Source organism: Pantoea sp. X-Soil-TKNS-1279, assembly GCF_059730565.1.
In genome coordinates this window covers 3385013-3411672 of sequence record NZ_AP035948.1, presented here as the reverse complement: position 1 = coordinate 3411672, position 26660 = coordinate 3385013, and the positions used below count along the sequence as shown (strand labels likewise).

The following is a 26660-nucleotide window of genomic DNA, read 5'->3' as shown; positions in this document are numbered from 1 at the left end:
TGTATTGGTTGCGGGGGCCGGATTTGAACCGACGACCTTCGGGTTATGAGCCCGACGAGCTACCAGGCTGCTCCACCCCGCGTCCGTCTGTCGCTGTGCGACTTTTCACATTGTCTCTCTTCATCTAAGAAGAGTTGGTTGCGGGGGCCGGATTTGAACCGACGACCTTCGGGTTATGAGCCCGACGAGCTACCAGGCTGCTCCACCCCGCGTCCGTGGATGCGCACTATACTCCGCACGCGCCGCGATGCAACCCCTTTTTGACAGAAAGCACAAAATTTACAGCCAGTTGGTGAATAAAACCTCCAATAGGTTATTTATTGTACGTATATCAAGGTCGCACTGGGTGGCGGATTTCATTCTGTCGGCCCCTTTGCTATCGTCGCCATGCAAACTATCGATAAAAAGAGAAGGTCATGAAAGCAAATCGTGTGAAGTATGCACTTACTGGCGCATTTCTCGCGCTGTTGGCGGGTTGTAGCTCCAAACCTACGGATCGTGGCCAGCAATATATAGATGGCAAGTTGGATCAGCCGCTGGGCCTGGTGAACCAGCCGAATGCGAAAGGGCGTCCGGTCAATGGCCGGGACTTTGGCGATCAGGTTCGTCAGATTCAGTCTGCGTCCTCCGGGTTGTATGGCCGCAACACCGGTACCTACAGCGCGATTGAAAACTGGCTGATGTCAGGCGGTGATACCCGTCAGTTGCGTCAATTCGGCCTTAACGCTTATCAGATGGAAGGGACGGATAACTACGGCAACGTGCAGTTCACCGGTTACTACACCCCGGTGGTCGAAGCACGTTATACCCGTCAGGGCGAATTCCAGTACCCGATTTATCGTATGCCGCCTCGCCGCAGTGGGCAAAAATTACCCAGCCGCGCTTCTATCTATAGCGGCGGCCTTGATGACCGTTATGTTATTGCTTACAGCAACTCGCTGATCGACAACTTTATGATGGATGTTCAGGGCAGTGGCTATGTCGACTTCGGTGATGGGCGACCACTGCGCTTCTTTGGTTACGGCGGTAAAAACGGCTGGGCTTACCATAGCATTGGTAAAGAGCTGATCGATCGTGGTGAAGTGAAACGCGAAGATATGTCGATGCAGGCGATTCGTCAGTGGGCGCAGACACATTCACCAGAAGAGGTGCGTGCACTGCTGGAAACCAACCAATCTTTCGTGTTCTTCAAACCGGAAGAGTATGTACCGGTACGTGGTGCCAGCGCCGTGCCGCTGATAGCCAAGGCTTCGGTGGCCTCAGACCGTTCGCTGATCCCTGCCGGGACGGCGCTGCTGGCGGAAGTGCCGCAGTTAAACGAGAAGGGCAAGTTTAACGGTAAGTATGAAATGCGTCTGATGGTGGCGCTGGATGTCGGTGGTGCGATTAAAGGCCAGCATTTTGACATCTATCAGGGCGTCGGCCCGGATGCCGCTCATTTGGCTGGTTTCTACAACCATTATGGGCGTGTCTGGGTGCTTAAAGCGGCACCGGGAGCGGGTCAACCGCTGTTCAGCACCGCACAAAGCGGCAATAATGGTTCGTTGTTGTTAGGTTCCAATTAAATTTTCCTCTGCGGGCGTTATCGCCCGCACGATCAGTAAGGTTTGTTATGACAGTGGTTAGCGACGCCTGGCGGCAACGCTTTGGCGGCACGGCGCGTCTGTATGGGCAGGATGCGTTGCAGCGTTTTGCCGACGCCCATTTTTGCGTGATTGGCATTGGCGGTGTGGGCTCCTGGGCGGCAGAGGCACTGGCGCGTACCGGAATCGGTAAAATCACCCTGATTGATATGGACGATGTCTGTATCACCAATACTAACCGGCAGATTCATGCGTTGCAGGGCAAAGTGGGCCAGGCAAAAACTGAGGTGATGGCGGAGCGTATCCGCGCGATTAACCCGGAATGTGAGGTCATCTGTATCGATGATTTCATCACGCCGGAAAACACCGCAGAACTGCTGCCGATCGGCTTCGATTATGTGATCGATGCGATCGATAGCGTACGGCCCAAAGCGGCGCTGATTGCCTGGTGTCGGCGCAACAAGATTCCGTTGATCACCACCGGTGGTGCCGGTGGACAGATTGATCCGACGCAGATCCAGGTAAGCGATCTGGCGAAGACCATTCAGGATCCGCTGGCGGCGAAACTCCGTGAGCGTTTGAAAAACGATTTTGGTGTGAAGAAGAACAGCAAAGGTAAGCTGGGCATCGATTGCGTGTTTTCGACGGAGGCACTGGTCTATCCGCAACCAGACGGCAGCGTCTGTGCATCCCGCAGCACCGCAGAAGGTCCGAAGCGGATGGATTGCGCCGCCGGATTTGGCGCGGCGACGATGGTGACCGCGACCTTTGGTTTTATCGCGGTTTCACACGCGTTGAAAAAATTCCTCGCGCGAGCAGCGCGGCAACATTAAATATGCTGGCGTGCGGCACGTTGCACTGCGTCGGCCAGTGCCTGCAATCCGCTGCTGCGAGAGGCGCTGAGCTGAGCGCGCAGGCCAAGCGTATCAAACAGCGCCAGAGGGTCCTGTTGCAGCAGGGCGGCTGGCGTTTTCCCTTCCACCGCGGTGAGTAGCACCGCCAGCAAGCCACGCACGATGCGACCTTCACTGTCGCCATAGAAATGCAAGGTGCCATTGCTTTGTAGCTGGCTACTCAGCCAGACGCGATTCTCACAGCCAGTCAGTTCGATTTCAGCGGATTTTAAATCCTCCGGTAAAGCAGGCAACTGACGACTCAACTGAATCAACTGGCGATAACGGTCTTCCCACTGATGAAAATGGCTGAATTTCTCCGTCAGGCTGGCCTCGGTAATCAGATCACCAAACGGGTGCGGGGCGAGAAGGGCTGTGCTCATTGTATTATTCACTCAGTAAATCCACGGCGCTATGCATGGCGCGCACCAGCGCGTCCACGTCCTGCAAGTTATTATAGGGGGCGAACGAGACACGCAGCGTGCCGCTGACACCCAGTGCCGCCATCAGGGGCTGGGCGCAATGTTGACCGGCGCGCAACGCGATGCCATGTTCTGCCAGCAGTGTGACGATATCGCTATGATGGATACCCGCGATATCGAACGCCAGCAGGCTGCTGCTGCCGCAGCGGAAACTGCGGAAACCGGGCAGGGCGCTCAGCTGTTCTTCGGCGAGGCTTGCCAGTTGCTGGCTCCACATCTCCATCTTTTCCGCGTTGTGCTGGCTGAGCCACCGCAGCGCAGCGCTTAAGCCAATCACCCCTGCCACATTCGGTGTACCCGCCTCAAAACGCCACGGCACCGGTTGTGGGGTGAAACCGCTGAAATCCACCTGCGTCAACATTTTGCCGCCACCTTGCCAGGGGGACATGGCTTCGAGTAATTCCGCCTTGCCATACAGCACGCCAATACCCATCGGCCCGTACAACTTATGGCCGGAGAACGCATAAAAATCGATATCTTCAGCCTGCACATCCGGCGCGCAATGCACCACACCCTGTGCGCCATCGACCATCACTTTGGCACCCACGGCATGTGCCAGCTGAATCGCCTGCGCCAGGTCCGGGCAACCACCGGTGACATTCGACATCTGACCGATAGCCAGCAGACGGGTACGTGAGTTCAGTAAGTGAGGTAACTGCTGAATATCGGGCAGGCGATTTGCCCCCAGCGGCCATTTCACCACTTTTGCGCCTTTTGCTTGCGCCACCATCAACCAGGGCACCAGATTGGCGTGGTGCTCCGCCTCACTCACCACAATTTCATCGCCAGGTTGCAGACGCGGAGCCAGCCAGCTGTTTGCCACCAGGTTGATGGCTTCAGTGGTCCCACGCGTCCAGATAATTTGTCGGTCATCGGCAGCATTCAGCCAGCGTGCGACCAGGCCGCGTGCCTGTTCATATTGTTCTGTCAAGGCACGCGCGGCGGCAAACTGGCTGCGATGCACCGTCCCGGCGCTCAGTGAATAGAATTGTTGCGTGGCCTCAATCACCGCCAGCGGTTTCAGGGCGGTGGCGGCGCTGTCGAGATAGACACCAGCATCAGCCAGCGCGGGGAATTGCTGGCGAAAAGCGGTGGGCGTAAAAATGGTCATATCCGGCCTGTTGTGATGAGTTTTTAGGACCAGACTGAAAGTCGGTCTGTAACCTGGCAAAGCTGAGAAAGCGCGTTATGCTAATTATTGCAAGGTTTAAACCAAAACCCGCATTAGAAATCGACCTTTACCAGTCGATTTCACTTTTTCAGCTGCCTCTGGTCAGCGTCTCGCGGGTGGTTTGATGCAATCAATCTGCAAGGAGATAGAAAATGAAAAAACTCGCCGCAGTGCTGGCCGTGTGTACCATGGCCTTTACCCTGGCTGCCTGTTCCAGCAACTACGTGATGCATACCAATGATGGCCGCACCATTGTTGCTTCTGGCAAACCTAAAGTAGACGATGATACCGGTATGATCAGCTATAAAGATGCCAATGGCAACCAGCAGCAGATTAACCGCTCAGATGTCAAAGAGATGGTTGAGATGGGGCAGTAATCGACAGATAAAAAAAAAGCACCGCAATTTGCGGTGCTATGTAAATCACTTTGGACAGACAGGGTAAATCTACAGGAATTAAAAGCTTGATCTGCAATCGTCAGATCAAAATGCAAACACAACATCACGACCACAAGCCAAAAGCTCTCCAAAAGTCTGCGAACTAACGCACATTTCCAGAAATCTTTTCGTTCCGGCTTAGGAAGTGCGGCAACTATAGGTATTTGCTGGAGCTTCCTCAACGGACAATTTATAATGTCTCGGATTAAAAAAACTAATACCGTATGACTTGTTATAAGTTGCAGTATTACTCTGTTGATCCGGATACGGAAAACCATGTCAAAACGCCTTCCCCCGCTGAATGCTTTACGCGTCTTTGATGCTGCGGCACGCCATTTAAGCTTTACCAAAGCTGCTGAGGAGCTGTTTGTTACCCAGGCAGCTGTCAGCCATCAGATTAAATCTCTGGAAGATTTTCTCGGTCTTAAGCTATTTCGCCGGAGGAATCGTTCGCTTTTGCTGACGGAAGAAGGGCAAAGCTACTATCTGGATATCAAGGAAATTTTCTCCGCGCTGAACGATGCGACGCGTAAACTACAGGCACGTAGCGCCAAAGGGGCGCTGACGGTTAGCCTGCTGCCGAGCTTTGCCATTCAGTGGCTGGTGCCACGTCTTTCCAGCTTTAATACAGCTTATCCGGGTATTGATGTTCGCATCCAGGCCGTTGACCGCGATGAAGAGAAACTGGCGGATGATGTGGATGTGGCGATTTTCTATGGTCGTGGCAACTGGCCGGGGTTACGCGTGGAGAAACTCTACGCGGAATATCTGTTGCCGGTTTGCTCACCGTTATTGCTGACCGGGGACCATCCTCTGAAGTCACCAGCTGATCTGGCGCACTTCACACTGCTGCACGATGCCTCACGCCGTGACTGGCAATCCTATATCCGCCAGCTAGGCTTGCAGCACATTAACGTGCAGCAGGGACCGATTTTCAGTCACAGCGCGATGGTGTTGCAGGCGGCGATTCACGGTCAGGGCGTGGCGCTGGCGAATAATGTGATGGCGCAGAGCGAAATTGAAGCGGGTCGTCTGGTCTGTCCTTTTAATGACGTATTGGTCAGTAAAAATGCTTTTTATCTGGTTTGTCATGACAGTCAGGCAGAACTGGGTAAAATAGCCGCCTTTCGACAGTGGATCCTGGCCAAAGCCGCAACCGAACAAGAGAAATTTCGTTTTCGTTACGATCACTAACACGTTGATTGTTGCACAGTGACGTGCGTATTCACTCTGAGGATTGTTTGATGTCCAGTCGTGCGATGTTTATTTTTGCAGCCATTAGCGGTTTCACGCTGGTGGCTTTTGGTGCTTTTGGTGCCCATGTGTTGAGTAAATCCCTTGGCCCAGCTGAGATGGCGTGGATTCATACCGGCCTTGAATATCAGGCCTATCATACGCTGGCGATTATCGGTCTTGCATCGGCGATGTTGCGCCGTGCCAATATCTGGTTTTACTGGAGCAGCGCGGCGTTAGCCTTGGGCACCGTGTTGTTCAGCGGCAGCCTCTATTGCCTGGCGCTGTCGCATCTGAAGTTTTGGGTATTTGTAACGCCAGTCGGTGGCTTTGGCTTCCTGATTGGCTGGTTTTTGATGTTGATTGGCGCACTGCGTCTGAAACGAAAGGCAGAACGCCATGAATAAAGTTTTACTCTATTGCCGTCCCGGCTTTGAGAAAGAGTGTGCGGCAGAGATCAGTGCGAAAGCGGCTGAGCGTGAGATCTATGGTTTCCCGCGCGTAAAAGATGATGCCGGTTATGTGTTATTTGAGTGCTACCAACAGGAAGATGCAGAAAAACTGATCAGCCAGTTGCCGTTTGCTGAACTGATTTTTGCCCGCCAGATGGCGGTGGTGGGCGAGTTGCTGCGTGATTTGCCGCCAGAAGATCGTATTTCACCGATTGTCGGTATGCTGACGGGTGTGGTGGAGAAGGGCGGTGAATTGCGTGTTGAAGTGCCGGACACGAATGAAGCCAAAGAGCTGACCAAGTTCTGCCGCAAATTTACCGTGCCGCTGCGTGCCAGCCTGCGTGAAAATAAAATTCTGCTCAACTACGAAAGCCCGAAGCGTCCAGTGGTGCATGTGTTCTTTATTGCGCCCGGCACCTGTTATGTCGGCTACTCATTGCCGCAGAATAGCTCGCCGTTCTATATGGGCATTCCGCGTCTGAAGTTCCCGGCCGATGCGCCGAGCCGTTCCACTTTAAAACTGGAAGAGGCGTTTCACGTCTTTATCCCGGCTGACGAATGGGATGAACGTTTGGGCAGTGGGATGTGGGCGGTTGACCTGGGGGCATGCCCCGGCGGCTGGACTTATCAGTTGGTGAAACGCAGCATGATGGTGTATGCGGTTGATAATGGCCCGATGGCTCCGAGCCTGATGGATACCGGGCAGGTTACACATTGCCGTGAAGATGGTTTCCGTTTCCGCCCACCGCGTAACAACATCAGTTGGCTGGTGTGCGACATGGTGGAAAAACCAGTGCGCGTTGCCAGCCTGATGAGCGAATGGCTGGTCAATGGTTGGTGCCGCGAGGCGATCTTTAACCTCAAGCTGCCGATGAAAAAGCGCTACGAAGAGGTGACGCAAAATCTGGCAATGATCGATGCCACCCTGAAAGAGCATGGTATCAATGCGCAGATTCAGGCGCGTCAGCTCTATCATGATCGCGAAGAAGTGACGGTGCATGTGCGCCGTATCTGGGCCGCCGTCGGTGGTCGCCGCGACGAACGCTAATTTTGCTATATACGTAGCGGCGCGATTATCGCGCTGATGTTGAAAGTCGCGCCGCTACGAATTCGTGTTAATGAGCAACATTATTGGTGGTTATACCGCAGCGTATTCAGATTGCCCTGCAATACCAGGTCCCGCTTCAATGTTGAGACCTGGCGGCAAATCTCCGCCATATCACGCTGTGCCTGCAATTTCCCCTGCCACTTTGTTGGCACTTGATCCCACTGCTGGTAAATCGCTTCCAGCGAACCAAATTGCGCAATCAGTTCCCGCGCACTTTTCGGGCCGATGCCCGCCACACCGGGAATCTTGCTGCTGCTGATGCCACACAATCCCCAGTAATCCGCCAATTGACCGGGTGTGACGCCGAACTCTTGTTCGATAAAGGGGACGTCCAGCCAGCGTTTCTGGAAGTAATCGCGAATGCGGATATTCGGGGCCAGCAGTTGGCAATAACCTTTGTCTGTCGAAACGATGGTTGCCTGATGTCCGGCATCAGCCATTTTGACCGCCAGCGTGGCCGCCAGATCATCGGCTTCGTCCAAATCGGCGATCCAGCAACTAACCCCTGCCGCCTGAAACGCTTGTTGGATGGCGGGCATTTCCAACTGCAAATCATCCGGCATCGGTGGACGGCCCGCCTTGTAATCCGGCAATAACGTATGACGCCAGCCTGGTTGGCGTGTGGCACTATCAAACACCGCAACCACATGTGTCGGGTGGGTATGGCCCAACAACTGATGTAATGCTGCCACGCAGGCATCGCGGCATGGTGAGCCCTGAACGGCATGTAAACGACGGATCAGGTTCAGGGCATCAACAATAAGAAGATGGAAAGACATGATGATAGCGGCAGCCCGCAGGCTGCCTTCCTGAGTTATTTGATGATTTCGTAGCAGGGAATATACGCGGTGCCCGGCAGTTTCATGCGGTGTTGGGCGACGAAGCCCTGTAGCAGTTCATCCATGCGGTGCATGATGTCCTGATCGCCATGAAGTTTGTACGGACCTTTTTCGCGGATCTCGCGAATACCCACTTCTTTCACGTTACCGGCGACAATGCCAGAGAAGGCTCGACGCAGGTCTGCCGCCAGTTTTTCTGCGGGTTGATTGGTATACAGGTTCAGGTTAGCCATATTTTCGTGGGTTGGCAGGAACGGCAGTTGCAGGTCCGGCACGATACGAATTGACCAGTTGAAGCTGTAAGCATCACCGGTTTCACGACGATACTCTTTCACCTGCGGCATTGCATGCTTCATCAGGCGGGCCACTTCGGCAGCATCATCAATAATAATTTTGTAATGTTTGCGCGCACTTTCACCCAGCGTGCTGACAATAAAATCATCCAGAACGCGGAAGTAATCAGCGCTCTCCTGCGGGCCGGTCAGAATCAACGGCAGTACCTGATCGCTATTCTGCGGGTTCATCAAAATGCCAAGCAGATACAGCAATTCTTCCGCGGTGCCAACGCCACCAGGGAAGATCACGATGCCGTGGGCAATACGCACGAAGGCTTCAAGACGTTTTTCGATATCCGGCATGATAATCAATTCATTGACCAGCGGGTTCGGTGGTTCAGCGGCAATGATTGAAGGCTCAGTCAGGCCAATAAAACGACTGTCGCGATAACGTTGCTGTGCATGCCCCACTGCGGCACCTTTCATCGGCGCTTCCATCACCCCCGGACCACAGCCGGTACAGATATTGAGTTCGCGCAGGCCAAGTTGTGTGCCGACGTTACGACAATACTGATATTCCACAGCGTTAATCGAGTGACCACCCCAGCACACCACGGTATTGGGATACTCACCGACGTGCAGCGCACGGGCGTTACGCAGGATAGAAAAGACCAGGTTGGTGATATGTGCCGAGTCTTCAGCATCCAGATTCTGAAAGCGTTCGGCAGCGGAAAGCTGGCCATTCACAAACAGAATGTCGCGCAGTACGGCAAACAGGTTCGCCTGTAATGAGCGGATAATCCGGCCATCGACAAAGGCTTCTTCCGGTGGGTTGATCAGTTCAAGTTTAACGCCACGCTCACGGCGTAATACGTTGATATCAAAGCTTTCAAAGCGGGAAAGCAGTTCATGACTACTGTCGGTCTGACTACCAGAATTGAGCACCGCGAGTGAACAGTTGCGAAACAGTTGGTACAGGTCGCTGCTGGCGGTGCGTTTCAGCATATCGACTTCCAACTGGGAGAGCAGATCCATCGAGCCAAGAGGGCTAATATGAGTAATCAAGAGAACTCCTTTACACGCAAGCGCGTGACTGATGACGCTGTGCTTAACTTCCTGAGCACAGTGACGAATATCCTTGGTCGCGCACGGTTAGCCGCCCGCGCCTTGGACAGAGTAGCCTTGTCTGCGGTCAATGCTCAAGTGGAACCGCGCATCCGTGCCGCGGCCTGCGAGGTATCTCGCAATCTGTTACTGGCGAACCAGGCGGGAAAATCCCGGTGAGAAGGGCACATTGCTACGCCACGGGTTGATATCCAGCCCACCACGGCGGGTGTAACGGGCATAGACCGTCAGCGCTTCCGGTTGGCAAAAGCGTTGAATGTCGTTGAAAATGCGCTCAACGCATTGTTCATGAAACTCATTGTGCTGACGGAAAGACACCAGATAACGCAGCAGCGCTTCACGATCGATACGTGGGCCTTTATAGCGAATCATCACCGAACCCCAGTCAGGCTGGTGGGTGATGAGACAGTTAGATTTCAGAACATGGCTGACCAGCGTTTCTTCAATAATGTCGTGGCCAGCGGCCTGCGCCAGGTGATCGGCATTAAACGCATAGTCGTGAATCTCAATGTCCTGTTCATCGATCAGTTCACCGGTAAAATGACCGATCGGTTGGCCTTCGATTTCACCGAGGCGGAACAGCGCCACGCTAACTTCACCTTCAGCACAGGCGCTGAGATCACGCTCCAGCGTTTGGCGAACTTCCCCCCAGTCGGCGAAAATCGTCTGATTAAAACTGTTAAGATAGAGCTTGAAACTCTTGGACTCGATAAGATTGCGGCTCGCAGCGTTGAGTACCACTTCGCCTACCGCCACCTGTGGTACGCCTTTGCTGTTAAGCCAGGAGAGTTCGTACAGCGTCCAGATATCTGCGCCGTGAAAAGGCAGGTTGTCGGGAAACAGCCCCAGCGGTTCGCGATTGAGACTGCGTGGCACAGCCTGTAACAGCGAACGGTCGTAATGATCGACATACGCCGTGGGTTTACCCAAGGTCAGGCCGCTTAATACCTGATCCTGTTGTTCAGTAGACATAACGGTTACCACTAAAATCCATCAAAGTGGCTAAGTGTAACCTATCAGAAGCGAGAAGATGAATGATGCAGCAAACCGTGGATGCTCTGCGCGATTTTACCGCCCGATATTGTGACGAATGGCAGCAGCGCACCGGGCATTTACCTGCAAGCAGTGAACTGTTTGGCGTACCTTCCCCTTGTATACAGAGCACGGTGAATGATCGTGTGTTGTGGCAGCCACAGCCTTTTACCTTGCCTGCCACGCTGGCTGCGGTTGAGCGCGCACTGGAGATTGAGCTTCGGCCCGAAATCACCGCGTTTTATACCACTCAGTTTGCTGGTGATATGACCGCCCGTTTTCAGCAGCAGGATATGACCTTGCTACAGGTATGGAGTGAGGACGACTTCACGCGGCTACAGGAGAATTTGATTGGTCATCTGGTCATGAAGCGTCGCCTGAAACAAAGCCCCACTTTATTTATCGCCACCACTGATTCCGAACAGGATGTCATCTCCCTGTGCAATCTTACCGGTGAAGTTATTCTTGAGCATCCTGGTAGCAAAAAGCGCGAAGTATTATCCCCAGAAATTAAGATGTTTCTTAATAACTTACAACCAGTTAGCGAGTAAATTGCAGACATTGGCCTGTGTTGGTGTAAGAGATCTCTCACATAGCGTGTGAGAGATCGGCAAATTGTACTGAAGAATTCAGGAAGCCAGGCTTGTAAAAATATTGTGAATCATGAGTTTATGGCTGCAGTCCGAAAATAATTCGATAACTGACTGATGTAACGGCTTTTAGTACCTTGTTTACGCGATAGTTTCTGCCAGAATAGTCACCACTGGCAGGAAGCCACGGATTAAGCGATGTTCAGGAGAATGTCAGCCAGGGGGCTGGAGCGTAACGGAGTTTACGGCACACGGAAGGCTTCATGATGAAGCAGGACACTCAGGATGAGTCAGGGACACCTCCAGGACGGAGAATGAGAGCCATGCGGGATGTGGCGGGCCAGGATGCTAAGGACCAATGTCAGGATGACAAGCAAAGGACAGCACAGGAAAAGTTGTCACGGATGAGCAGGGAGCACAGCGGTGGCGGGATTGCTGCAAACGAACCGGGAGCACTGTAATTACAGTGCTCCCCTTTTTTTATGCGTTTTTTGAGCATCGCCCGACAAGTGATATGCTTGCCGCCCGATTTTTCTCTGGAGGTGGCGCATGTCGTCGCAACAACTTATTTTGCAGCGGCTACAGCAGGTCGAAGCGGTGATGCGCGAGCACGACCACTGGCAGACGCAATCCCCCGATGCGGCAGCGTTTGCCAGTACCCAACCCTTTTGCCTTGATACGCTGGCACCTCTTGAGTGGTTACAGTGGGTGTTGATCCCGCGTATGCAGGCGCTGATTGACGCCGGTGCACCCTTGCCGCAAAACTTCGCCGTAGCGCATTATTATGAAATGGCGCTTCCTCCCGGCACGCCGGGCCATCCCATGCTGTTGCTGACCTTACGCCAGCTTGATGCCTTATTTTCGGAACCCGCAGCCTGATGTTGGAAATTATTTATCAGGACGAGTGGCTGGTCGCGGTCAATAAACCTGCGGGTTGGCTGGTGCACCGAAGCTGGCTCGACCGCAAAGAAAAAGTGGTGGTGATGCAGACGGTGCGCGATCAGATCGGTCAGCACGTCTTTACCGCACACCGGCTCGATCGCCCCACTTCCGGCGTATTGTTGATGGGACTGTCGAGCGAGGTTGGCCGGCTGCTGGCTCAACAATTTGAGCAACATCAAATCCGCAAAACCTACCATGCCGTGCTGCGTGGCTGGCTGACGGAAAGCGGCACGCTGGATTATCCGTTGGTCGAGGAACTCGACAAAATCGCCGATAAATTCGCCACCGAACCGCGTGGCCCGCAACCGGCCGTCACCGACTTTCAGATGCTGGCCCACACCGAGATGCCTGTGGCGATTGGCCGCTATGCCAGCGCGCGTTACAGTCTGGTGGAGATGCAACCGCGCACCGGGCGTAAGCATCAGCTGCGACGCCATATGGCGCATCTGCGCCATCCCATTATTGGTGATACCACGCACGGCGATCTGCGCCAGAACCGTGGTGCGGCAGCAAATTTTGGTCTTGATCGCCTGATGTTGCATGCCAGTGCGCTGAGTCTGAATCATCCGGTGACAGGGGAGCCGTTGGTGATTCGCGCCGGGTTGGATGCCGTCTGGCAGCAGATGCTGCATCAGTTTGGCTGGCAGGATCAGATCCCTGATGTTCCCAGGGTTGAGTTTGCCGATGAGGCAGTCCAGGATAAGCCAACAGAATAAGGAGCGGCTTGATGGCAAAGATTGGCATTTTTGTAGGTACGGTTTACGGCAATGCGTTGTTGGTTGCGGAAGAGGCGGAGCCGGTGTTGCAGGCGCAGGGTCATGAAGTGAAAGTCTTTGAAGACCCATCGCTGGCGCAGTGGCAGGATTATCAGCAGGATGTGGTGTTGATTATCACCTCCACCACCGGACAAGGCGATTTTCCCGATAGTATCGCCGGGCTGTACCATGCGGTGAAAGATCAACTGGGCTATCAACCTGACTTGCGTTACGGCGTGATTGCGCTGGGCGACAGCAGCTACGATAACTTCTGCGGCGCGGGTAAGACCTTTGATGCGTTGTTGCAGGAGCAGAGCGCCAAACGTGTCGGCGACCTGTTAACGGTAGATGCGACAGAAGATCCGGAGCCGGAATCCGTGACGACACCCTGGGTGGAAAACTGGGGTAAATTGTTGTAATTCCGTAGCGGCGCGATTTATCGCCAAAAATCCGCGCGATAAATCACGCCGCTACGTGTTAATGCGGTCAGGTCACGGGTGCCGGATTGAACACCGCCAACTGATTGCGAATGCCCCAGCGATCTGACCATGTCTGCTTACGTGCGCTGGCAATATCCAGAATCAGTTCAAACAACCGCCAACCCACCTGCTCGATACTCTCCTCGCCGGTGGCGATGGTGCCCGCATTGATATCCATCAGATCATGCCAGCGTTCAGCCAGTGCGCTGCGTGTAGCCATCTTGATCACCGGAATTGCCGCCAGACCATACGGCGTACCGCGACCGGTGGTAAATACCTGCAACGTAATGCCGGATGCCATCTGCTGTGTACCGCAGACAAAATCGCTGGCGGGGGTCGCCGCATAGATCAAACCGCGCCTGGTAGGTCGCTGTCCTGGAGACAGCACTTCAACGATCGGGCTGCGGCCTGATTTGGCAATCGATCCCAGCGCTTTTTCTACCACATTTGCCAGGCCGCCTTTTTTGTTGCCGGGCGAGGGGTTGGCGCTCCGGTCGGTTTGACCGAGGCTGAGGTAGTCGTCATACCATGCCATCTCTTCCAGCAGACGTTTGCCGGTCGCCTCATCGACCACGCGCGGCGTCAGCAGATGGATTGCATCGCGCACTTCAGTCACTTCAGAAAACATCACTGTCGCGCCGCAACGTACCAGCAAATCAGAAGCAAAACCCACCGCCGGGTTAGCGGTGACACCGGAAAACGCATCGCTGCCGCCACATTGCATGCCGATGACTAACTCAGAAGCCGGGCAGGTTTCGCGCTTGCGTTGATTCAGTCGCTTCAGGTGGCGCTCAGCGACCTGCAAAATCTCATCCACCATCGCGCCGAAGCCGACCAGACGCTCATCCTGCAAACGCACAATGTCGTTATCGTCCAGCGAAATGGCCTGTACATCGGGCGTGCCGGTGAGCAGGCGTTCCGGCTGTAATTTCTCGCAACCGAGGCTAACCACCATCACTTCGCCGCCAAAATTGGGGTTCAGCGCCAGGTTATGAATGGTGCGAATCGGTACCACTGCCGCCGGCGCGTTGATCGCCACACCACAACCATACAGGTGATTCAGCGCCACTACGCCATCAACATTGGGATAACGCGGCAACAGATCCCGCTCGATAATTTTCACCACGTAATCCACCACGCCCGCGACACAATGCACGCTGGTGGTGATGCCGAGAAGATTACGGGTTCCCACACTGCCATCGGCATTGCGGTAGCCTTCGAAGGTATAACCCTCAAGTGGCGGTAAATCCGGTGGGACATTATTCGCCAGCGGCAGGCTGGCAAGAGGGGGCGCTTCGGGCAGCGCCACCAGCGACTCTTCAATCCAGCTGCCCTGGGCAATCGGACGTAGCGCATAGCCGATCACTTCGCCGTAGCGCACAATCGCGCCCTGCTCAGGAATATCAGCCAGCGCGACTTTGTGGCCCTGCGGCACATGCTCAGTCAGTTGCAGCCCATCGTCAAAGCGGGTGCCCGCAGGCAGCCCCTGATTATTCACCACGATGGCGACGTTATCGCTATCGTGCACTTTAATATAAAGCGGTTTCTCGCTTAGAGGTCGGTTCATTGCTCACCTTCCATTCTGCCGCGCTGTACATGGCAACGCGGTGTCATTGATTGCTTCCGTCACGCCATCTTTTTTTTGCCAGCCTTAGTATATGCAGGGGTATTACCCAATACATTGTGCAACTGACTGGCTTTTAGCGGTTTTATTGCGTCAGTTTGAGACGTTTCACCAAACACAAGTGAAGGGACTCACAAAGCGTCATAAGGCTGTACGTTAATTAACCATTGCTGGGTTGATTTTGATGGTTCCGTGAGCCATGCCGCAGCGTTATGTGCAAACGCCATAAAATATGTATCCAGGTGATGAAATCATCGGGCTTTCTTCCAGTGTTTCGCTCTCCGCCTGTTCCTATACTGGCTCTCGTTATCCAACGTTAGGTTATTCGTCACGACGCATCATCGTATTGCCAATATAAAAATCGCCGTGTTTAACCGAACATCATTCTGATACCCAACGCGATGTGTATGCAGTCAGAGTGAATGTAGCTACCGCTATATTTCAGGAGTGCATCATGAATAGTTTTAGCCAGACAGCGGAAGCGGTGCAAAAGCGCACCAACGCCCGTTACTGGATTGTGGTGATGTTGTTTATCGTCACCTCTTTCAACTACGGGGACCGTGCAACGATTTCGATTGCCGGTTCTGCTATGTCCAAGGATATCGGCCTTGACTCGGTCGGTTTAGGATATATTTTCTCAGCATTCTCATGGGCTTATGTTATCGGCCAAATACCCGGCGGTTGGCTGCTCGACCGCTTCGGCTCCAAACGCGTTTACTTCTGGAGCATCTTCACCTGGTCGCTGTTTACCTTCCTGCAAGGATTCGTCGACCTGTTCAGCGGCTTCGGCATTGTGGCTTCGTTGTTTATGTTGCGCTTCCTCGTGGGGCTGGCTGAAGCACCGTCGTTCCCTGGTAACAGCCGTATTGTTGCTGCCTGGTTCCCTGCGCAAGAGCGCGGCACTGCCGTGGCTATCTTTAACTCCGCCCAATACTTCGCCACGGTAATTTTCGCGCCGATTATGGGTTGGCTGACCTCAGAAGTGGGCTGGGCGCATGTGTTCTGGTTTATGGGTGGACTGGGCATCATCATCAGCTTTATCTGGCTGAAAGTGATTCATGATCCTAACGATCATCCTGGTGTCAACAAGGCTGAGCTGGAGTATATGGAGCAGGGCGGTGCGCTGATCAATATGGACAGCAAGAAGTCCGAGCACAAAGTCAGCTGGGGAGAGAAGTTCTATCAAATCAAACAGCTGCTCTCCTCTCGCATGATGTTGGGTATCTATCTCGGCCAGTACTGTATCAACGCCTTGACCTACTTCTTTATCACCTGGTTCCCGGTATATCTGGTGCAGGCGCGTGGTATGTCGATTCTGAAAGCCGGGTTTATCGCCTCCGTTCCAGCGATATGCGGCTTCCTTGGTGGCGTATTGGGCGGGGTGATCTCCGATTACCTGATGCGTAAAACCGGTTCTTTGAACATTGCGCGTAAAACCCCGATTGTGGTCGGCATGCTGATGTCCATCAGTATGGTGATGTGTAACTACACCCAAACTGAGTGGGTGGTGGTGTTCTTTATGGCACTGGCGTTCTTTGGTAAAGGCATCGGGGCACTGGGCTGGGCAGTGATGGCGGATACCGCGCCGAAAGAGATCAGCGGCCTGAGCGGCGGTCTGTTCAACATGTTCGGTAACTTCTCCGGCATTGTCACCCCGATCGCCATTGGCTACATCATTGCCACCAGCGGTTCTTTTGAAGGTGCACTGATTTATGTCGGTATCCACGCCTTCGTCGCAGCGTTCAGCTTCCTGGTGATTGCCGGGGACATCAAACGTGTCGAATTGAAACATCGGGCATAAGGACAGAGCATGAATACGCAAAGTACCCCGGTTATCACCGATATGCAGGTGATTCCGGTTGCCGGTTACGACAGCATGCTGCTCAACATCGGCGGCGCACACAGCGCTTGTTTTACCCGCAACATTGTGGTGCTGACCGATAGCGCCGGGCATACCGGTGTCGGTGAGGCGCCGGGTGGCGAAACCATTTATCAGACGTTGGTGGATGCGATTCCGCAGGTGAAAGGCCAGCAGGTGGCGCGTATGAATCGCCTGGTGCAGCAGGTGCACAAAGGCAACCAGTCGGCGGATTTCGATACCTTCGGCAAAGGTGCGTGGACGTTTGAACTGCGCGTCAACGCGGTGGCTGCGCTGGAAGCCGCGCTGCTGGATTTGCTTGGTCAGTGCCTGGGGGTTCCGGTGGCGGAGCTGCTTGGCCCGGGTCAACAGCGTGATGAAGTCGTGGTCCTCGGTTATCTGTTCTACATTGGTGATCGACGTAAAACCGATCTGCCGTATCTGGGCGGCGAAGCTGCCAGCCATGACTGGTATCACCTGCGCCATCAGGAAGCATTAACGCCGGACGCGGTAGTGCGTCTGGCGGAGGCAGCGCAGGACAAATACGGTTTCAAAGATTTCAAACTGAAAGGCGGCGTGCTGCCGGGTGAGCAGGAAATTGCTTCTGCGGTGGCGTTGAAAAAACGTTTCCCGGATGCGCGTATCACCGTCGATCCCAACGGGGCCTGGTTGCTTGATGAGGCCATCAGCCTGTGTAAAGGCATGGGGGATGTCCTGACCTATGCGGAAGACCCTTGTGGGGCTGAGCAAGGCTACTCTGGTCGCGAAGTGATGGCGGAGTTCCGTCGCGCCACCGGCCTGCCGGTGGCCACCAACATGATCGCCACCAACTGGCGTGAAATGAACCATGCGGTGATGTTGAATGCTGTCGATATCCCGTTGGCTGACCCGCATTTCTGGACGCTGAGTGGCGCGGTGCGCGTGGCGCAGTTGTGTGACGATTGGGGCCTGACCTGGGGTTGCCACTCCAACAACCATTTCGACATTTCGCTGGCGATGTTCACCCATGTTGGCGCGGCTGTACCCGGTAAACCCACCGCCATTGATACCCACTGGATCTGGCAGGAAGGCGACCAGCGTCTGACCAAAGAGCCGCTGCAAATCCGCAACGGCAAAATCGCCGTACCGGACAAACCCGGCCTCGGCATTGAACTGGACTGGGATCGTCTGCAACAAGCCAATGCCCTGTACAAATCTTTGCCGGCAGGCGCGCGCAACGACGCCACGGCGATGCAATATCTGGTTCCCGGTTGGTCGTTCGACCGTAAGCGTCCGGCCTTCGGTCGCAGCAAAGTTTAAGGAGCAGGAAATGAGTCAGACACCGAAAATTACATCCATGCAGGTCATCCCGGTGGCCGGTTATGACAGCATGTTGCTCAACCTGAGCGGCGCACATGCCCCTTTCTTCACCCGTAACATCGTCATCATTAAAGACAATGCGGGCCATACCGGAGTTGGGGAGATTCCGGGCGGCGAGAAGATTCGTCAGACGTTGGAAGATGCGGCAGCGCTGGTAGTACATAAAACCGTTGGCGAGTACAAAAATATTCTTAACCTGGTGCGCAGTACCTTTGCCGACCGTGATGCTGGCGGGCGTGGCACCCAGACGTTTGACCTGCGCACCACCATCCATGTGGTGACCGGGATTGAAGCGGCACTGCTCGATCTGCTCGGCCAGCATCTGGGCGTCAATGTGGCGTCGTTGCTGGGTGATGGTCAGCAACGCGACCGGGTAGAAATGCTGGGTTATCTGTTCTACGTCGGCGATCGCAAGAAAACCTCGCTGCCGTACCAGAGCCAGGAAAATGACAAATGCGACTGGTATCGCCTGCGCCATGAAGAAGCGCTGACGCCGGATACCGTGGTGCGTCTCGCGGAAGCGGCGTATGAAAAATACGGCTTCAATGATTTCAAACTGAAAGGGGGGGTGCTGCGTGGTGGTGAAGAGGCCGAGGCGGTCACCGCACTGGCGAAGCGTTTCCCACAGGCGCGCGTCACCCTCGATCCGAACGGTGCTTGGTCGCTGAATGAAGCGATCCTGCTGGGGAAACAGCTGAAGGGCGTGTTGGCCTATGCTGAAGACCCGTGTGGGGCTGAACAGGGCTATTCCGGACGCGAGGTGATGGCGGAATTCCGTCGTGCCACCGGGCTGCCTACCGCCACCAATATGATCGCCACCGACTGGCGTCAGATGGGCCACACTCTGTCACTGCAATCCGTCGATATCCCGCTGGCCGATCCTCACTTCTGGACCATGCAAGGCTCGGTGCGCGTGGCGCAAATGTGCCACGACTTTGGCCTGACCTGGGGCTCGCACTCCAACAATCATTTCGATGTGTCGCTGGCGATGTTTACGCATGTCGCGGCGGCGGCACCGGGCGCGATTACCGCCATCGATACCCATTGGATTTGGCAGGAAGGTAACCAACGCCTGACCAAAGAACCGTTCCAGATCAAAGGCGGCATGGTTCAGGTGCCGCAGAAACCAGGTCTGGGTGTTGAGCTGGATATGGATCAGGTGATGCAGGCCAATGCGCTGTATCAGAAACACGGGCTGGGCGCGCGCGATGACGCTCAGGCGATGCAATTCCTTGTGCCCAACTGGACTTTTGATAACAAACGTCCGTGCCTGGTGCGCTAATTTTTTCCGTTACAGGAGTCAAGATAATGAGCAATACAGCCTGGCCGAATGCGTTTCGTCGCCGTTTGCTGGCAGGAGAAACCCTGATTGGTAGCTGGTGTGCGCTGGCCAACCCGATCACCACCGAAGTCCTGGGGCTGGCGGGTTTTGACTGGCTGGTGCTGGATGGCGAACACGCGCCGAATGACATCACCACTTTTATTCCGCAACTGATGGCGCTGAAAGGCAGCCACAGCGCACCGGTGGTTCGTCCACCCTGCAACGAACCGATCATCATCAAGCGTCTGTTGGATATCGGTTTCTATAACTTCCTGATTCCGTTTGTTGAGACGGCGGAAGAGGCGACGCGCGCCGTGGCCTCCACCCGCTATCCGGGAGCCGGTATTCGCGGTGTGTCGGTATCGCACCGTAGCAACATGTACGGCACGCTGCCGGATTACAACGCCACCATCAACGACAACATCACGGTGCTGGTGCAGATCGAATCCCAGTTGGCGGTGGACAACATTGACGCCATTGCTGCAGTGGAAGGTGTGGATGGCATTTTCGTGGGACCGGGCGATCTCTCTGCTGCGCTGGGTTATCTCGGCCAGCCTGCTCATCCGGAAGTACTGAAAGTCATTAAATACATTTTTGAACGCGCCAAAGCGGCGGGTAAGCCGAGCGGCATTCTGGCTCCGGTAGAAGCCGACGCCCGTCGTTATCTGGAATGGGGAGCCAGTTTTGTTGCCGTTGGCAGCGATCTGGGTGTTTTCCGCAACGCCACACAGGCGCTGTGCGACAAATTTAAGAAGTAACTGACCAAGGGGCAACGTAATGAAAATTGGATTTATCGGCCTGGGCATCATGGGCAAACCGATGAGTAAAAACCTGCTGAAAGCGGGCTATTCGCTGGTGGTACGTGACAACAACGCAGCAAGTGAAGCCGAGCTGGTTGAGCTGGGGGCTACAGTCGCGAAAAGCGCGAAAGAGGTGGCGCAGCTGGTAGATGTGGTGATCACCATGGTGCCAAACTCACCGCAGGTGAAAGAAGTGTGCCTGGGCGAGAACGGCATCATTGATGGTGCGAAACCCGGCCTGATCGTGATTGATATGAGCTCCATTGCGCCACTGGCCAGCCGTGAAGTCCACGACGCACTGGCAGTGAAAGGCATCAAGATGCTGGATGCGCCGGTCAGCGGCGGTGAGCCGAAAGCAATTGAAGGCACGCTGTCGGTGATGGTTGGCGGCGATAAAGCGGTGTTTGACCAGTGCTACGACATCATGAAAGCGATGGCGGGTTCGGTGGTCCACACCGGTGATATTGGTGCGGGCAACGTTACCAAGCTGGCAAACCAGGTGATTGTGGCGCTGAATATTGCCGCAATGTCTGAAGCGCTGTCGCTGGCGACCAAAGCGGGTGTAAACCCGGAACTGGTCTATCAGGCGATTCGTGGTGGCCTGGCAGGCAGCACGGTGCTGGATGCCAAAGCGCCGATGGTGCTGGACCGCAACTTCAAGCCGGGCTTCCGCATCGATCTGCACATCAAGGATCTGGCTAATGCGCTGGACACCTCGCATGGCGTGGGTGCGCAATTGCCGCTGACCGCTGCGGTGATGGAGATGATGCAGGCGCTGAAGGCCGACGGTCTGGGTACCGCCGACCACAGTGCGCTGGCCTGCTATTATGAAAAATTAGCGAAAGTTGAGATTACCCGGTAGCTCGCGCGTCCGGTATCGCTGATACCGGACAGCCAGGTTGCCTTAGCAGGACGGATTTCCGTCATCAACCGCGCTCGGATTGCCTATGAAAATCGTTATCGCACCGGATTCGTATAAAGAGAGTTTATCCGCCCTGGAAGTGGCTTCAGCGATAGAAGCGGGATTCCGCGACATCTTCCCTGAAGCTGACTACGTAAAAATACCGGTCGCCGACGGTGGTGAAGGCACGGTAGAAGCGATGGTGGCGGCAACGCAGGGAAGCATTGTCAGGCTGACGGTCACCGGACCGCTGGGTGAGCCTGTTGATGCGTTTTACGGTTTGTCGGGTGATGCCCGCACCGCGTTTATCGAAATGGCGGCGGCCAGCGGCCTGGAACTGGTGCCAACCTCGCGTCGTGACCCACTGATTACCACCTCCTTTGGTACTGGCGAACTGATCAAGAACGCGCTGGATCGTGGGGTGGGACATATCATCATTGGTATTGGCGGTAGCGCCACCAACGATGGCGGCTCGGGCATGATGCAGGCGCTTGGCGCGCGTTTGCTGGATCAGCAGGGCAACGAGATTGCCTACGGCGGCGGGGCCTTGCCACAGTTAGCCCGCATTGAAATCGCTGGCCTGGATGCGCGCATTCGGCAATGTCGTTTCGAAGTCGCATGTGATGTGACCAATCCGCTCACCGGAGAACAAGGGGCTTCGGCGGTGTTTGGCCCGCAGAAGGGGGCGACACCTGAGCTGGTACAGCAATTGGATCGGGCATTGGCGCATTACGCCGATATTATTCATCGCGACCTGGATATTGATGTACTGCATATTGCGGGGGGCGGTGCGGCAGGCGGCATGGGTGCGGCGCTGCATGCGTTTTGCCAGGCTGACCTGCGTCGCGGTATCGAGATTGTTACCGAAGCGCTGGGCCTTGCCGAGCAGGTGCATGATGCCGATCTGGTGATTACCGGTGAAGGTCGCATCGACAGCCAGACCATCAACGGCAAAGTGCCGATTGGTGTGGCGCAGGTGGCAAAACGATTTAATAAGCCGGTCATCGGCATTGCGGGCAGTTTGACGGCCGATGTGGGCGTAGTACATGAACATGGGCTGGATGCCGTGTTCAGCGTGTTGTTTGGTATCTGCTCGCTGGAAGACGCGCTGGCGAATGCCGCGCAGAATGTGCGTCTGACGGCTCGTAACGTGGCGGCAACGATTAAGGTTGGCAACAGCCTGTAGCGGCGCGATTTATCGCGCCGGTTTTTCCCGTATCGCGCATGTAATTGCGTGATACGGGGGAATTATACCTGCAACAACGTGCGCGCTTCGCGTGCCACGTTTTCCATCTCGTCGCTCAACTCCAGCAATTCCGGCTCCAGCGCAGCAATATCACTTTCCTGATGCAGACTCTTTTCCAGTTGCCGACACAGTTCCTTCAAACGCGGTACGCCACTGTAGCTGGCGCTGCCATGTAGCTTGTGAATGATTTCACGCAGCCCGGTCACATCGTTGTTTTCCATACACTCTTCCACGCGCTGTGCCACTTCTGGCAGGAAATCCAGCAGCATCTGCAACAGATCGCGTGCGAGATCCTCCTTATGTGCTGCCTGGCGTAATGCCAACGCCCAATCCAGTGAAGGGGCCACCGCCGGGGCGGGTGAGCTGAGAGCGGCGTTACGCGGCGCATAACGTTGCAGCAGTTGGCTGAGTTTATCCTCATCAATCGGCTTCGCCAGATAATCGTTCATTCCGGCATTGATCAACTGCTCGCGTTCGCCATCCAGCGCATGAGCAGTGACCGCCACAATCGGCGTTGCTGCATGCAACGGCAGGCTGCGGATAATCTCACTGGCGCGGATACCGTCAATCTCCGGCATTTGAATGTCCATCAGAATCACATCCAGCGGGCGCAGACGTGCCTGGCGAATCGCCTGTTCGGCGTTGTCGCACAGAATGATGTGTTCGACCTGTTCCTCCAGCAGGGCACCGATCAACTTCAGGTTGGCCGGATTGTCATCTACCGCCATCACCGTCAACGGTTGGCGTGCCCCACGCGGCAGGGCTTCGCGTTGTCGGCTGTGGAAGTCGAGCAGCATCGGTAACAGGCGTGTCAGCGATACCGGTTTGGTCAGGCAACCGGCAATGCCGCGGGCACGCAGTTCATCGGCATGCAACATCATTTCACTGGGGAGCGCCAGCAACACCGAATCGGCGCGGCTTAACAGGTGCGTGATCAAGTCATCCGGTAAGGCCGATGTGGTTTTGCCGTCAACCGGAAGCCCCATCAACAAGAGCGGGAAGTGGGCATCGCCCAATTCTTCCAGCGTGGCGGCATGATGTACCTGCAACGGGGTGCCGCTCAGCATCTCCAGTACCGCTTTTGCCACCGCCGGATGCGGCTCGATGTAGGCCAACAGGGAGGGACGCAAATCCTCCAGCGCACGCGGATGCGGGGGCGCATTCGGATTGAGATCCAGTTGGATATGAACCCAAAAGGTCGACCCTTCGCCCTGGCGGCTGTGGAAAGCGATTTCGCCACCCATTTCATGTACCAACTTCTGGGTGATCACCAGACCCAGTCCGGTGCCGCCGTGACGGCGCGAGATGCTGGCATCCGCCTGACGGAATGCCTGGAATAGCTGCGTTTGTTGTTGATCGGAAATACCAATGCCGGTGTCGTGCACCTGAATTTCCAGTGCGACACGCGTGGTGTTGGTATTGCGCAGTTCAACGCGCAGGTCGATATGCCCTTGTTCGGTAAACTTGATGGCGTTGCCGATCAGGTTAATCAGAATCTGTTGCAGGCGCAGGGGATCGCCAATGACATTGTCCGGCACCTGTTGTTCCAGGCAAACGGTGATTTCCAGCCCTTTCTCGTGGGCAGAAGGCGCCAGCAACACCAGGGTTTCATCCAGCGTGGCGCGCAGGGGGAAGGGGATCGACTCCAGCACCAGTTTGCCCGCTTCCAGCTTGGAGAAATCAAGAACGTCATTGATGATGCTCAACAGGTTGGCGGCGGAGCGCTCAATGGTGCTCATATAATCGCGCTGGTTGGTGCTAAGGCCGGTTTTCAGCATCTGACGGGTGAAGCCAATCACCCCGTTCAACGGCGTGCGGAGTTCATGCGACATATTAGCCAGGAATTCGGATTTGATGCGCGCCGCTTCCTGGGCGCGTTTTTTCGCCAGATCCAGCTCGACGTTTTGGATCTCCAACTGCTCCAGCGTTTCCCGCAGGTCGTACGTTGCCTGGTCAATATTCTGCTGCATCTCTTCATGGTAGGCGGTCAGCGACATCGCCATCGCGTTGATACCGTTCTTCAGAATGCTCAGCTCGCCCAGCATGTAGCCTTCGACGCGGCTGTCGAGTTGACCTCGGCGAATGCGGTCCACGGTGGTGACCATATTACGAATCGGACCAGTGACGTCGCGCATCAGGCGGTAGGCGAACAGCATGGCGATACACAGGCAAAACAGCAGCAGCAGGGTGGCGACAAACACCTCTTTGTATTGCTCAAGACGTACTGATTGCAGATCCAGCTCGATCGCCACATAACCCAGCGGATTGCCGGTGGGCTTTGCATCTTCGCGCGGCAGTTCATCGACGGAATAGCGCTCCGACACGATCGGCGTGCGGAGCACCATCAGGTTGCCACGACGTTCAACCGAGACGCCATCTTCCAGCGTGGAGATATCCTCTTTCTGCACCAGACTGAGGTTCTGGTTGTTATTTGAGGTGACGTAGATGTGATTGTTGTTGTCGAAAACGGTAATCGCACGGACAATATCGGAATGTCGGCGATGCAGCAGGCTGACCAGTTCGCGTATCGCATCGCGGTTGTGCCATGTCATGCCATATTCGGCGGAAACCGCCAGCGGCTCGATAATGTTCGCACCCGCATCCTGGACCTGATGCTGCAATTCGTTATAGCGGTGAACCACGAAAAAAGTACTGAGCAACAGGCCAATCATCAGCGTTGGCGCCAGTATCAGGATCATCATTCGCGCCCGCAGGCTGTATTTGGTCATAATTAAGGCCTGGCGACTCCTGGCAAGTTTATCCCTGTGCAAACTGCACAACCCAATCAGAATAGAGAATTTACAACACTATGGCGCAATTTTACTCCGCAAAACAGCGGGTGACGACCAGGCAACGTATTACCGTCACTATCGAAGACCTTGATCCCTTTGGACAAGGTGTTGCGCGCCATAATGGCAAAGCGATGTTTGTCAGCGGTGCGCTACCCGGCGAGCAGGCTGAAGTGACGCTGTTGGAAGATAAACGCCAGTACGCGCGCGCAAAAGCCACGCGTATCACCAATCCCAGTGCAGAGCGAGTGGCACCGCGCTGCCCACACTTTGGCGTGTGTGGCGGTTGCCAGCAACAGCATGTCTCGGTGGCGTTGCAGGAACAAAGCAAAGCCAAGGCGCTGGCGAGGATGCTGAGTCGTGACGCCCCTTTGCCGGTGCGCGTCGATGAAATCATCAGCGGCCACGCCTGGGGTTATCGTCGTCGCGCGCGCTTGGGGTTGCAGTGGCACCCAAAACAGCAGCGTTTGCAGATGGGGTTTCGCCAGGCGGCCAGTAATGATTTGGTGGAGTTGACGCAATGCCCCATTCTGGCGCCCGAACTTGAAGCGTTATTACGGCCTCTGCACCACTGCCTCAGTGGCTTAAATGCGGTGAAACGTCTGGGCCATGTTGAACTGGTGCTGGCGGATAATGGCCCGCTGATGGTGCTGCGCCATCTTGATGCATTGTCCTCAGACGATCGTGCAAAACTGGAACGCTTTTCGCATGAACATGATTTGATGCTGTATCTCGCTGATGGTAGCGATGATCTGACAGCCCTGAAGCCTGATACGCCGTTTTATCGCTCATTCAACCTGCAACTGACCTTCAGCCCACAGGATTTTATTCAGGTGAATGATGGGGTGAATCAGCAAATGGTAGCGAAAGCCATCGACTGGCTCGACCTGAAGCCACAGGACCGGGTGCTGGATCTGTTTTGCGGCATGGGCAACTTCACATTGCCTATAGGAAAGTTCGTAGAAAATGCCGTTGGTGTGGAGGGCGTTGCAGCATTAGTACGGCAGGCAGCGTATAATGCAGACCTGAATAATCTGAAAAATGTCCGTTTTTTCCAGCATAACCTGGAGGAAGACGTTGCGCGCCAGGCATGGGCTGCGCAGGGATTTAATAAGGTGTTACTGGACCCGGCGCGTGCCGGGGCGGCGGGTGTGATGTCGCACATTGTTAAACTTGCGCCGGAACGCGTGGTCTATGTTTCTTGTAACCCGACAACACTTGCCCGCGACAGTCAGACATTACTGTCTGCGGGTTACCATTTGGAAAGGGTCGCGATGCTGGATATGTTCCCTCATACCAGCCATCTCGAATCCATGGTGCTGTTCAGCAAAACATAAGCGACACCTAAGTCGCTGTGGCAGGAGAG

At 55.1% G+C, this 26660-nt stretch carries 24 protein-coding genes and 2 tRNA genes; 17 read left to right on the top strand and 9 right to left on the bottom strand.

What is annotated here, in order from left to right; translation table 11 throughout:
* Nucleotides 1–5: 5 nt before the first annotated feature.
* Both AC6I8N_RS15990 and AC6I8N_RS15985 read right to left on the bottom strand, forming a co-directional pair.
* Nucleotides 6–82 (bottom strand) — tRNA-Met (locus AC6I8N_RS15990).
* A gap of 53 nt (nt 83–135) precedes the next feature.
* A tRNA-Met gene (locus AC6I8N_RS15985) sits at nt 136–212 on the bottom strand.
* Nucleotides 213–416: 204 nt separating this feature from the next.
* On the opposite strand from AC6I8N_RS15985, the gene mltA reads away from it, so the two are divergent.
* A complete protein-coding gene (gene mltA / locus AC6I8N_RS15980) occupies nt 417–1565 on the top strand; it encodes a murein transglycosylase A (RefSeq protein ID WP_021184559.1) in 1149 nt (382 codons plus the stop codon).
* 47 nt (nt 1566–1612) lie between these two features.
* A complete protein-coding gene (tcdA, locus tag AC6I8N_RS15975; RefSeq protein ID WP_497829450.1) occupies nt 1613–2416 on the top strand; it encodes a tRNA cyclic N6-threonylcarbamoyladenosine(37) synthase TcdA in 804 nt (267 codons plus the stop codon).
* Here tcdA and csdE read toward each other — a convergent pair.
* Nucleotides 2413–2859 carry a cysteine desulfurase sulfur acceptor subunit CsdE gene (gene csdE, locus AC6I8N_RS15970; RefSeq protein ID WP_415173277.1) on the bottom strand — a complete coding sequence of 149 codons (447 nt, stop codon included), beginning with the start codon at nt 2857–2859 and terminating at the stop codon, nt 2413–2415. The genes tcdA and csdE overlap by 4 nt on opposite strands.
* Before the next feature lie 4 nt (nt 2860–2863).
* On the bottom strand, nt 2864–4069 hold the full coding sequence (gene csdA, locus AC6I8N_RS15965) for a cysteine desulfurase CsdA (protein WP_208723717.1): 1206 nt from the start codon (nt 4067–4069) through the stop codon (nt 2864–2866).
* Nucleotides 4070–4281: 212 nt separating this feature from the next.
* Between csdA and AC6I8N_RS15960 the strand changes: the two genes are divergently transcribed.
* The 4 genes from AC6I8N_RS15960 (at nt 4282) to rlmM (ending at nt 7299) form a co-directional block, all read left to right on the top strand.
* Nucleotides 4282–4506 carry a YgdI/YgdR family lipoprotein gene (locus tag AC6I8N_RS15960; RefSeq protein WP_013510266.1) on the top strand — a complete coding sequence of 75 codons (225 nt, stop codon included), beginning with the start codon at nt 4282–4284 and terminating at the stop codon, nt 4504–4506.
* Nucleotides 4507–4842: 336 nt separating this feature from the next.
* A complete protein-coding gene (locus AC6I8N_RS15955; protein ID WP_013510265.1) occupies nt 4843–5760 on the top strand; it encodes a transcriptional regulator GcvA in 918 nt (305 codons plus the stop codon).
* A 50-nt stretch (nt 5761–5810) separates the two neighbouring features.
* Nucleotides 5811–6206, top strand: a complete 396-nt coding sequence (locus tag AC6I8N_RS15950) for a DUF423 domain-containing protein (protein ID WP_021184555.1) — start codon at nt 5811–5813, stop codon at nt 6204–6206.
* Entirely contained in the window at nt 6199–7299 is a 1101-nt protein-coding gene (gene rlmM / locus AC6I8N_RS15945) for a 23S rRNA (cytidine(2498)-2'-O)-methyltransferase RlmM (protein WP_497829449.1), read from the top strand. Before AC6I8N_RS15950 ends, rlmM begins: the two co-directional genes overlap by 8 nt.
* An 80-nt stretch (nt 7300–7379) precedes the next feature.
* On the opposite strand, the gene xni is transcribed toward rlmM, so the two are convergent.
* From xni to queF, 3 genes are all read right to left on the bottom strand, one after another.
* The gene (gene xni / locus AC6I8N_RS15940; protein WP_497829448.1) at nt 7380–8138 is read right to left on the bottom strand and encodes a flap endonuclease Xni; all 759 of its coding nucleotides are present in this window, start codon (nt 8136–8138) and stop codon (nt 7380–7382) included.
* A gap of 35 nt (nt 8139–8173) precedes the next feature.
* Nucleotides 8174–9538: a nucleotide 5'-monophosphate nucleosidase PpnN gene (ppnN, locus tag AC6I8N_RS15935; RefSeq protein WP_021184552.1), complete on the bottom strand. Its 1365-nt coding sequence runs from the start codon at nt 9536–9538 to the stop codon at nt 8174–8176.
* A 186-nt stretch (nt 9539–9724) separates the two neighbouring features.
* On the bottom strand, nt 9725–10570 hold the full coding sequence (gene queF / locus AC6I8N_RS15930) for an NADPH-dependent 7-cyano-7-deazaguanine reductase QueF (protein ID WP_021184551.1): 846 nt from the start codon (nt 10568–10570) through the stop codon (nt 9725–9727).
* A 62-nt stretch (nt 10571–10632) separates the two neighbouring features.
* Between queF and syd the strand changes: the two genes are divergently transcribed.
* From syd to AC6I8N_RS15910, 4 genes are all read left to right on the top strand, one after another.
* Entirely contained in the window at nt 10633–11181 is a 549-nt protein-coding gene (gene syd, locus AC6I8N_RS15925) for a SecY-interacting protein (protein WP_036626560.1), read from the top strand.
* A gap of 588 nt (nt 11182–11769) precedes the next feature.
* On the top strand, nt 11770–12099 hold the full coding sequence (locus tag AC6I8N_RS15920) for a YqcC family protein (protein ID WP_415174792.1): 330 nt from the start codon (nt 11770–11772) through the stop codon (nt 12097–12099).
* A complete protein-coding gene (truC, locus tag AC6I8N_RS15915; protein WP_021184549.1) occupies nt 12099–12878 on the top strand; it encodes a tRNA pseudouridine(65) synthase TruC in 780 nt (259 codons plus the stop codon). The genes AC6I8N_RS15920 and truC overlap by 1 nt, the downstream gene beginning before the upstream one ends.
* 11 nt (nt 12879–12889) lie before the next feature.
* Nucleotides 12890–13336, top strand: a complete 447-nt coding sequence (locus AC6I8N_RS15910) for a flavodoxin (RefSeq protein ID WP_208723723.1) — start codon at nt 12890–12892, stop codon at nt 13334–13336.
* A gap of 67 nt (nt 13337–13403) precedes the next feature.
* Here the strand turns inward: AC6I8N_RS15910 and garD are convergent, their stop codons facing one another.
* Nucleotides 13404–14963 (bottom strand): galactarate dehydratase, encoded by a 1560-nt coding sequence (gene garD / locus AC6I8N_RS15905; protein WP_021184547.1) that lies wholly within the window; start codon nt 14961–14963, stop codon nt 13404–13406.
* A gap of 511 nt (nt 14964–15474) precedes the next feature.
* On the opposite strand from garD, the gene AC6I8N_RS15900 reads away from it, so the two are divergent.
* The 6 genes from AC6I8N_RS15900 to AC6I8N_RS15875 all read left to right on the top strand — a co-directional run bounded on the left by AC6I8N_RS15900 (nt 15475) and on the right by AC6I8N_RS15875 (nt 22445).
* Nucleotides 15475–16821: an MFS transporter gene (locus AC6I8N_RS15900; protein WP_021184545.1), complete on the top strand. Its 1347-nt coding sequence runs from the start codon at nt 15475–15477 to the stop codon at nt 16819–16821.
* 9 nt (nt 16822–16830) lie between these two features.
* Complete coding sequence (locus AC6I8N_RS15895) at nt 16831–18177, top strand: enolase C-terminal domain-like protein (RefSeq protein WP_208723724.1); 1347 nt, start codon at nt 16831–16833, stop codon at nt 18175–18177.
* A 10-nt stretch (nt 18178–18187) separates the two neighbouring features.
* On the top strand, nt 18188–19519 hold the full coding sequence (gudD, locus tag AC6I8N_RS15890) for a glucarate dehydratase (protein ID WP_021184543.1): 1332 nt from the start codon (nt 18188–18190) through the stop codon (nt 19517–19519).
* 26 nt (nt 19520–19545) lie between these two features.
* On the top strand, nt 19546–20316 hold the full coding sequence (garL, locus tag AC6I8N_RS15885) for a 2-dehydro-3-deoxyglucarate aldolase (RefSeq protein ID WP_021184542.1): 771 nt from the start codon (nt 19546–19548) through the stop codon (nt 20314–20316).
* 19 nt (nt 20317–20335) lie between these two features.
* A complete protein-coding gene (gene garR / locus AC6I8N_RS15880) occupies nt 20336–21220 on the top strand; it encodes a 2-hydroxy-3-oxopropionate reductase (RefSeq protein WP_021184541.1) in 885 nt (294 codons plus the stop codon).
* 85 nt (nt 21221–21305) lie between these two features.
* Entirely contained in the window at nt 21306–22445 is a 1140-nt protein-coding gene (locus AC6I8N_RS15875; RefSeq protein WP_497829447.1) for a glycerate kinase, read from the top strand.
* Between the two features lie 62 nt (nt 22446–22507).
* On the opposite strand, the gene barA is transcribed toward AC6I8N_RS15875, so the two are convergent.
* On the bottom strand, nt 22508–25234 hold the full coding sequence (gene barA, locus AC6I8N_RS15870) for a two-component sensor histidine kinase BarA (protein ID WP_497829446.1): 2727 nt from the start codon (nt 25232–25234) through the stop codon (nt 22508–22510).
* Between the two features lie 80 nt (nt 25235–25314).
* On the opposite strand from barA, the gene rlmD reads away from it, so the two are divergent.
* On the top strand, nt 25315–26631 hold the full coding sequence (gene rlmD / locus AC6I8N_RS15865) for a 23S rRNA (uracil(1939)-C(5))-methyltransferase RlmD (RefSeq protein ID WP_208723727.1): 1317 nt from the start codon (nt 25315–25317) through the stop codon (nt 26629–26631).
* Nucleotides 26632–26660 lie beyond the last annotated feature (29 nt).

Excerpts from the sequence above, each read along its gene's own strand:
- mltA (WP_021184559.1), top strand. The coding sequence starts at position 417 with ATGAAAGCAAATCGTGTGAAGTATGCACTTACTGGCGCATTTCTCGCG.
- tcdA (WP_497829450.1), top strand. The coding sequence starts at position 1,613 with ATGACAGTGGTTAGCGACGCCTGGCGGCAACGCTTTGGCGGCACGGCG.
- csdE (WP_415173277.1), bottom strand. The coding sequence starts at position 2,859 with ATGAGCACAGCCCTTCTCGCCCCGCACCCGTTTGGTGATCTGATTACC.
- csdA (WP_208723717.1), bottom strand. The coding sequence starts at position 4,069 with ATGACCATTTTTACGCCCACCGCTTTTCGCCAGCAATTCCCCGCGCTG.
- AC6I8N_RS15960 (WP_013510266.1), top strand. The coding sequence starts at position 4,282 with ATGAAAAAACTCGCCGCAGTGCTGGCCGTGTGTACCATGGCCTTTACC.
- AC6I8N_RS15955 (WP_013510265.1), top strand. The coding sequence starts at position 4,843 with ATGTCAAAACGCCTTCCCCCGCTGAATGCTTTACGCGTCTTTGATGCT.
- AC6I8N_RS15950 (WP_021184555.1), top strand. The coding sequence starts at position 5,811 with ATGTCCAGTCGTGCGATGTTTATTTTTGCAGCCATTAGCGGTTTCACG.
- rlmM (WP_497829449.1), top strand. The coding sequence starts at position 6,199 with ATGAATAAAGTTTTACTCTATTGCCGTCCCGGCTTTGAGAAAGAGTGT.
- xni (WP_497829448.1), bottom strand. The coding sequence starts at position 8,138 with ATGTCTTTCCATCTTCTTATTGTTGATGCCCTGAACCTGATCCGTCGT.
- queF (WP_021184551.1), bottom strand. The coding sequence starts at position 10,570 with ATGTCTACTGAACAACAGGATCAGGTATTAAGCGGCCTGACCTTGGGT.
- syd (WP_036626560.1), top strand. The coding sequence starts at position 10,633 with ATGATGCAGCAAACCGTGGATGCTCTGCGCGATTTTACCGCCCGATAT.
- AC6I8N_RS15920 (WP_415174792.1), top strand. The coding sequence starts at position 11,770 with ATGTCGTCGCAACAACTTATTTTGCAGCGGCTACAGCAGGTCGAAGCG.
- truC (WP_021184549.1), top strand. The coding sequence starts at position 12,099 with ATGTTGGAAATTATTTATCAGGACGAGTGGCTGGTCGCGGTCAATAAA.
- AC6I8N_RS15910 (WP_208723723.1), top strand. The coding sequence starts at position 12,890 with ATGGCAAAGATTGGCATTTTTGTAGGTACGGTTTACGGCAATGCGTTG.
- garD (WP_021184547.1), bottom strand. The coding sequence starts at position 14,963 with ATGAACCGACCTCTAAGCGAGAAACCGCTTTATATTAAAGTGCACGAT.
- AC6I8N_RS15900 (WP_021184545.1), top strand. The coding sequence starts at position 15,475 with ATGAATAGTTTTAGCCAGACAGCGGAAGCGGTGCAAAAGCGCACCAAC.
- AC6I8N_RS15895 (WP_208723724.1), top strand. The coding sequence starts at position 16,831 with ATGAATACGCAAAGTACCCCGGTTATCACCGATATGCAGGTGATTCCG.
- gudD (WP_021184543.1), top strand. The coding sequence starts at position 18,188 with ATGAGTCAGACACCGAAAATTACATCCATGCAGGTCATCCCGGTGGCC.
- garL (WP_021184542.1), top strand. The coding sequence starts at position 19,546 with ATGAGCAATACAGCCTGGCCGAATGCGTTTCGTCGCCGTTTGCTGGCA.
- garR (WP_021184541.1), top strand. The coding sequence starts at position 20,336 with ATGAAAATTGGATTTATCGGCCTGGGCATCATGGGCAAACCGATGAGT.
- AC6I8N_RS15875 (WP_497829447.1), top strand. The coding sequence starts at position 21,306 with ATGAAAATCGTTATCGCACCGGATTCGTATAAAGAGAGTTTATCCGCC.
- barA (WP_497829446.1), bottom strand. The coding sequence starts at position 25,234 with ATGACCAAATACAGCCTGCGGGCGCGAATGATGATCCTGATACTGGCG.
- rlmD (WP_208723727.1), top strand. The coding sequence starts at position 25,315 with ATGGCGCAATTTTACTCCGCAAAACAGCGGGTGACGACCAGGCAACGT.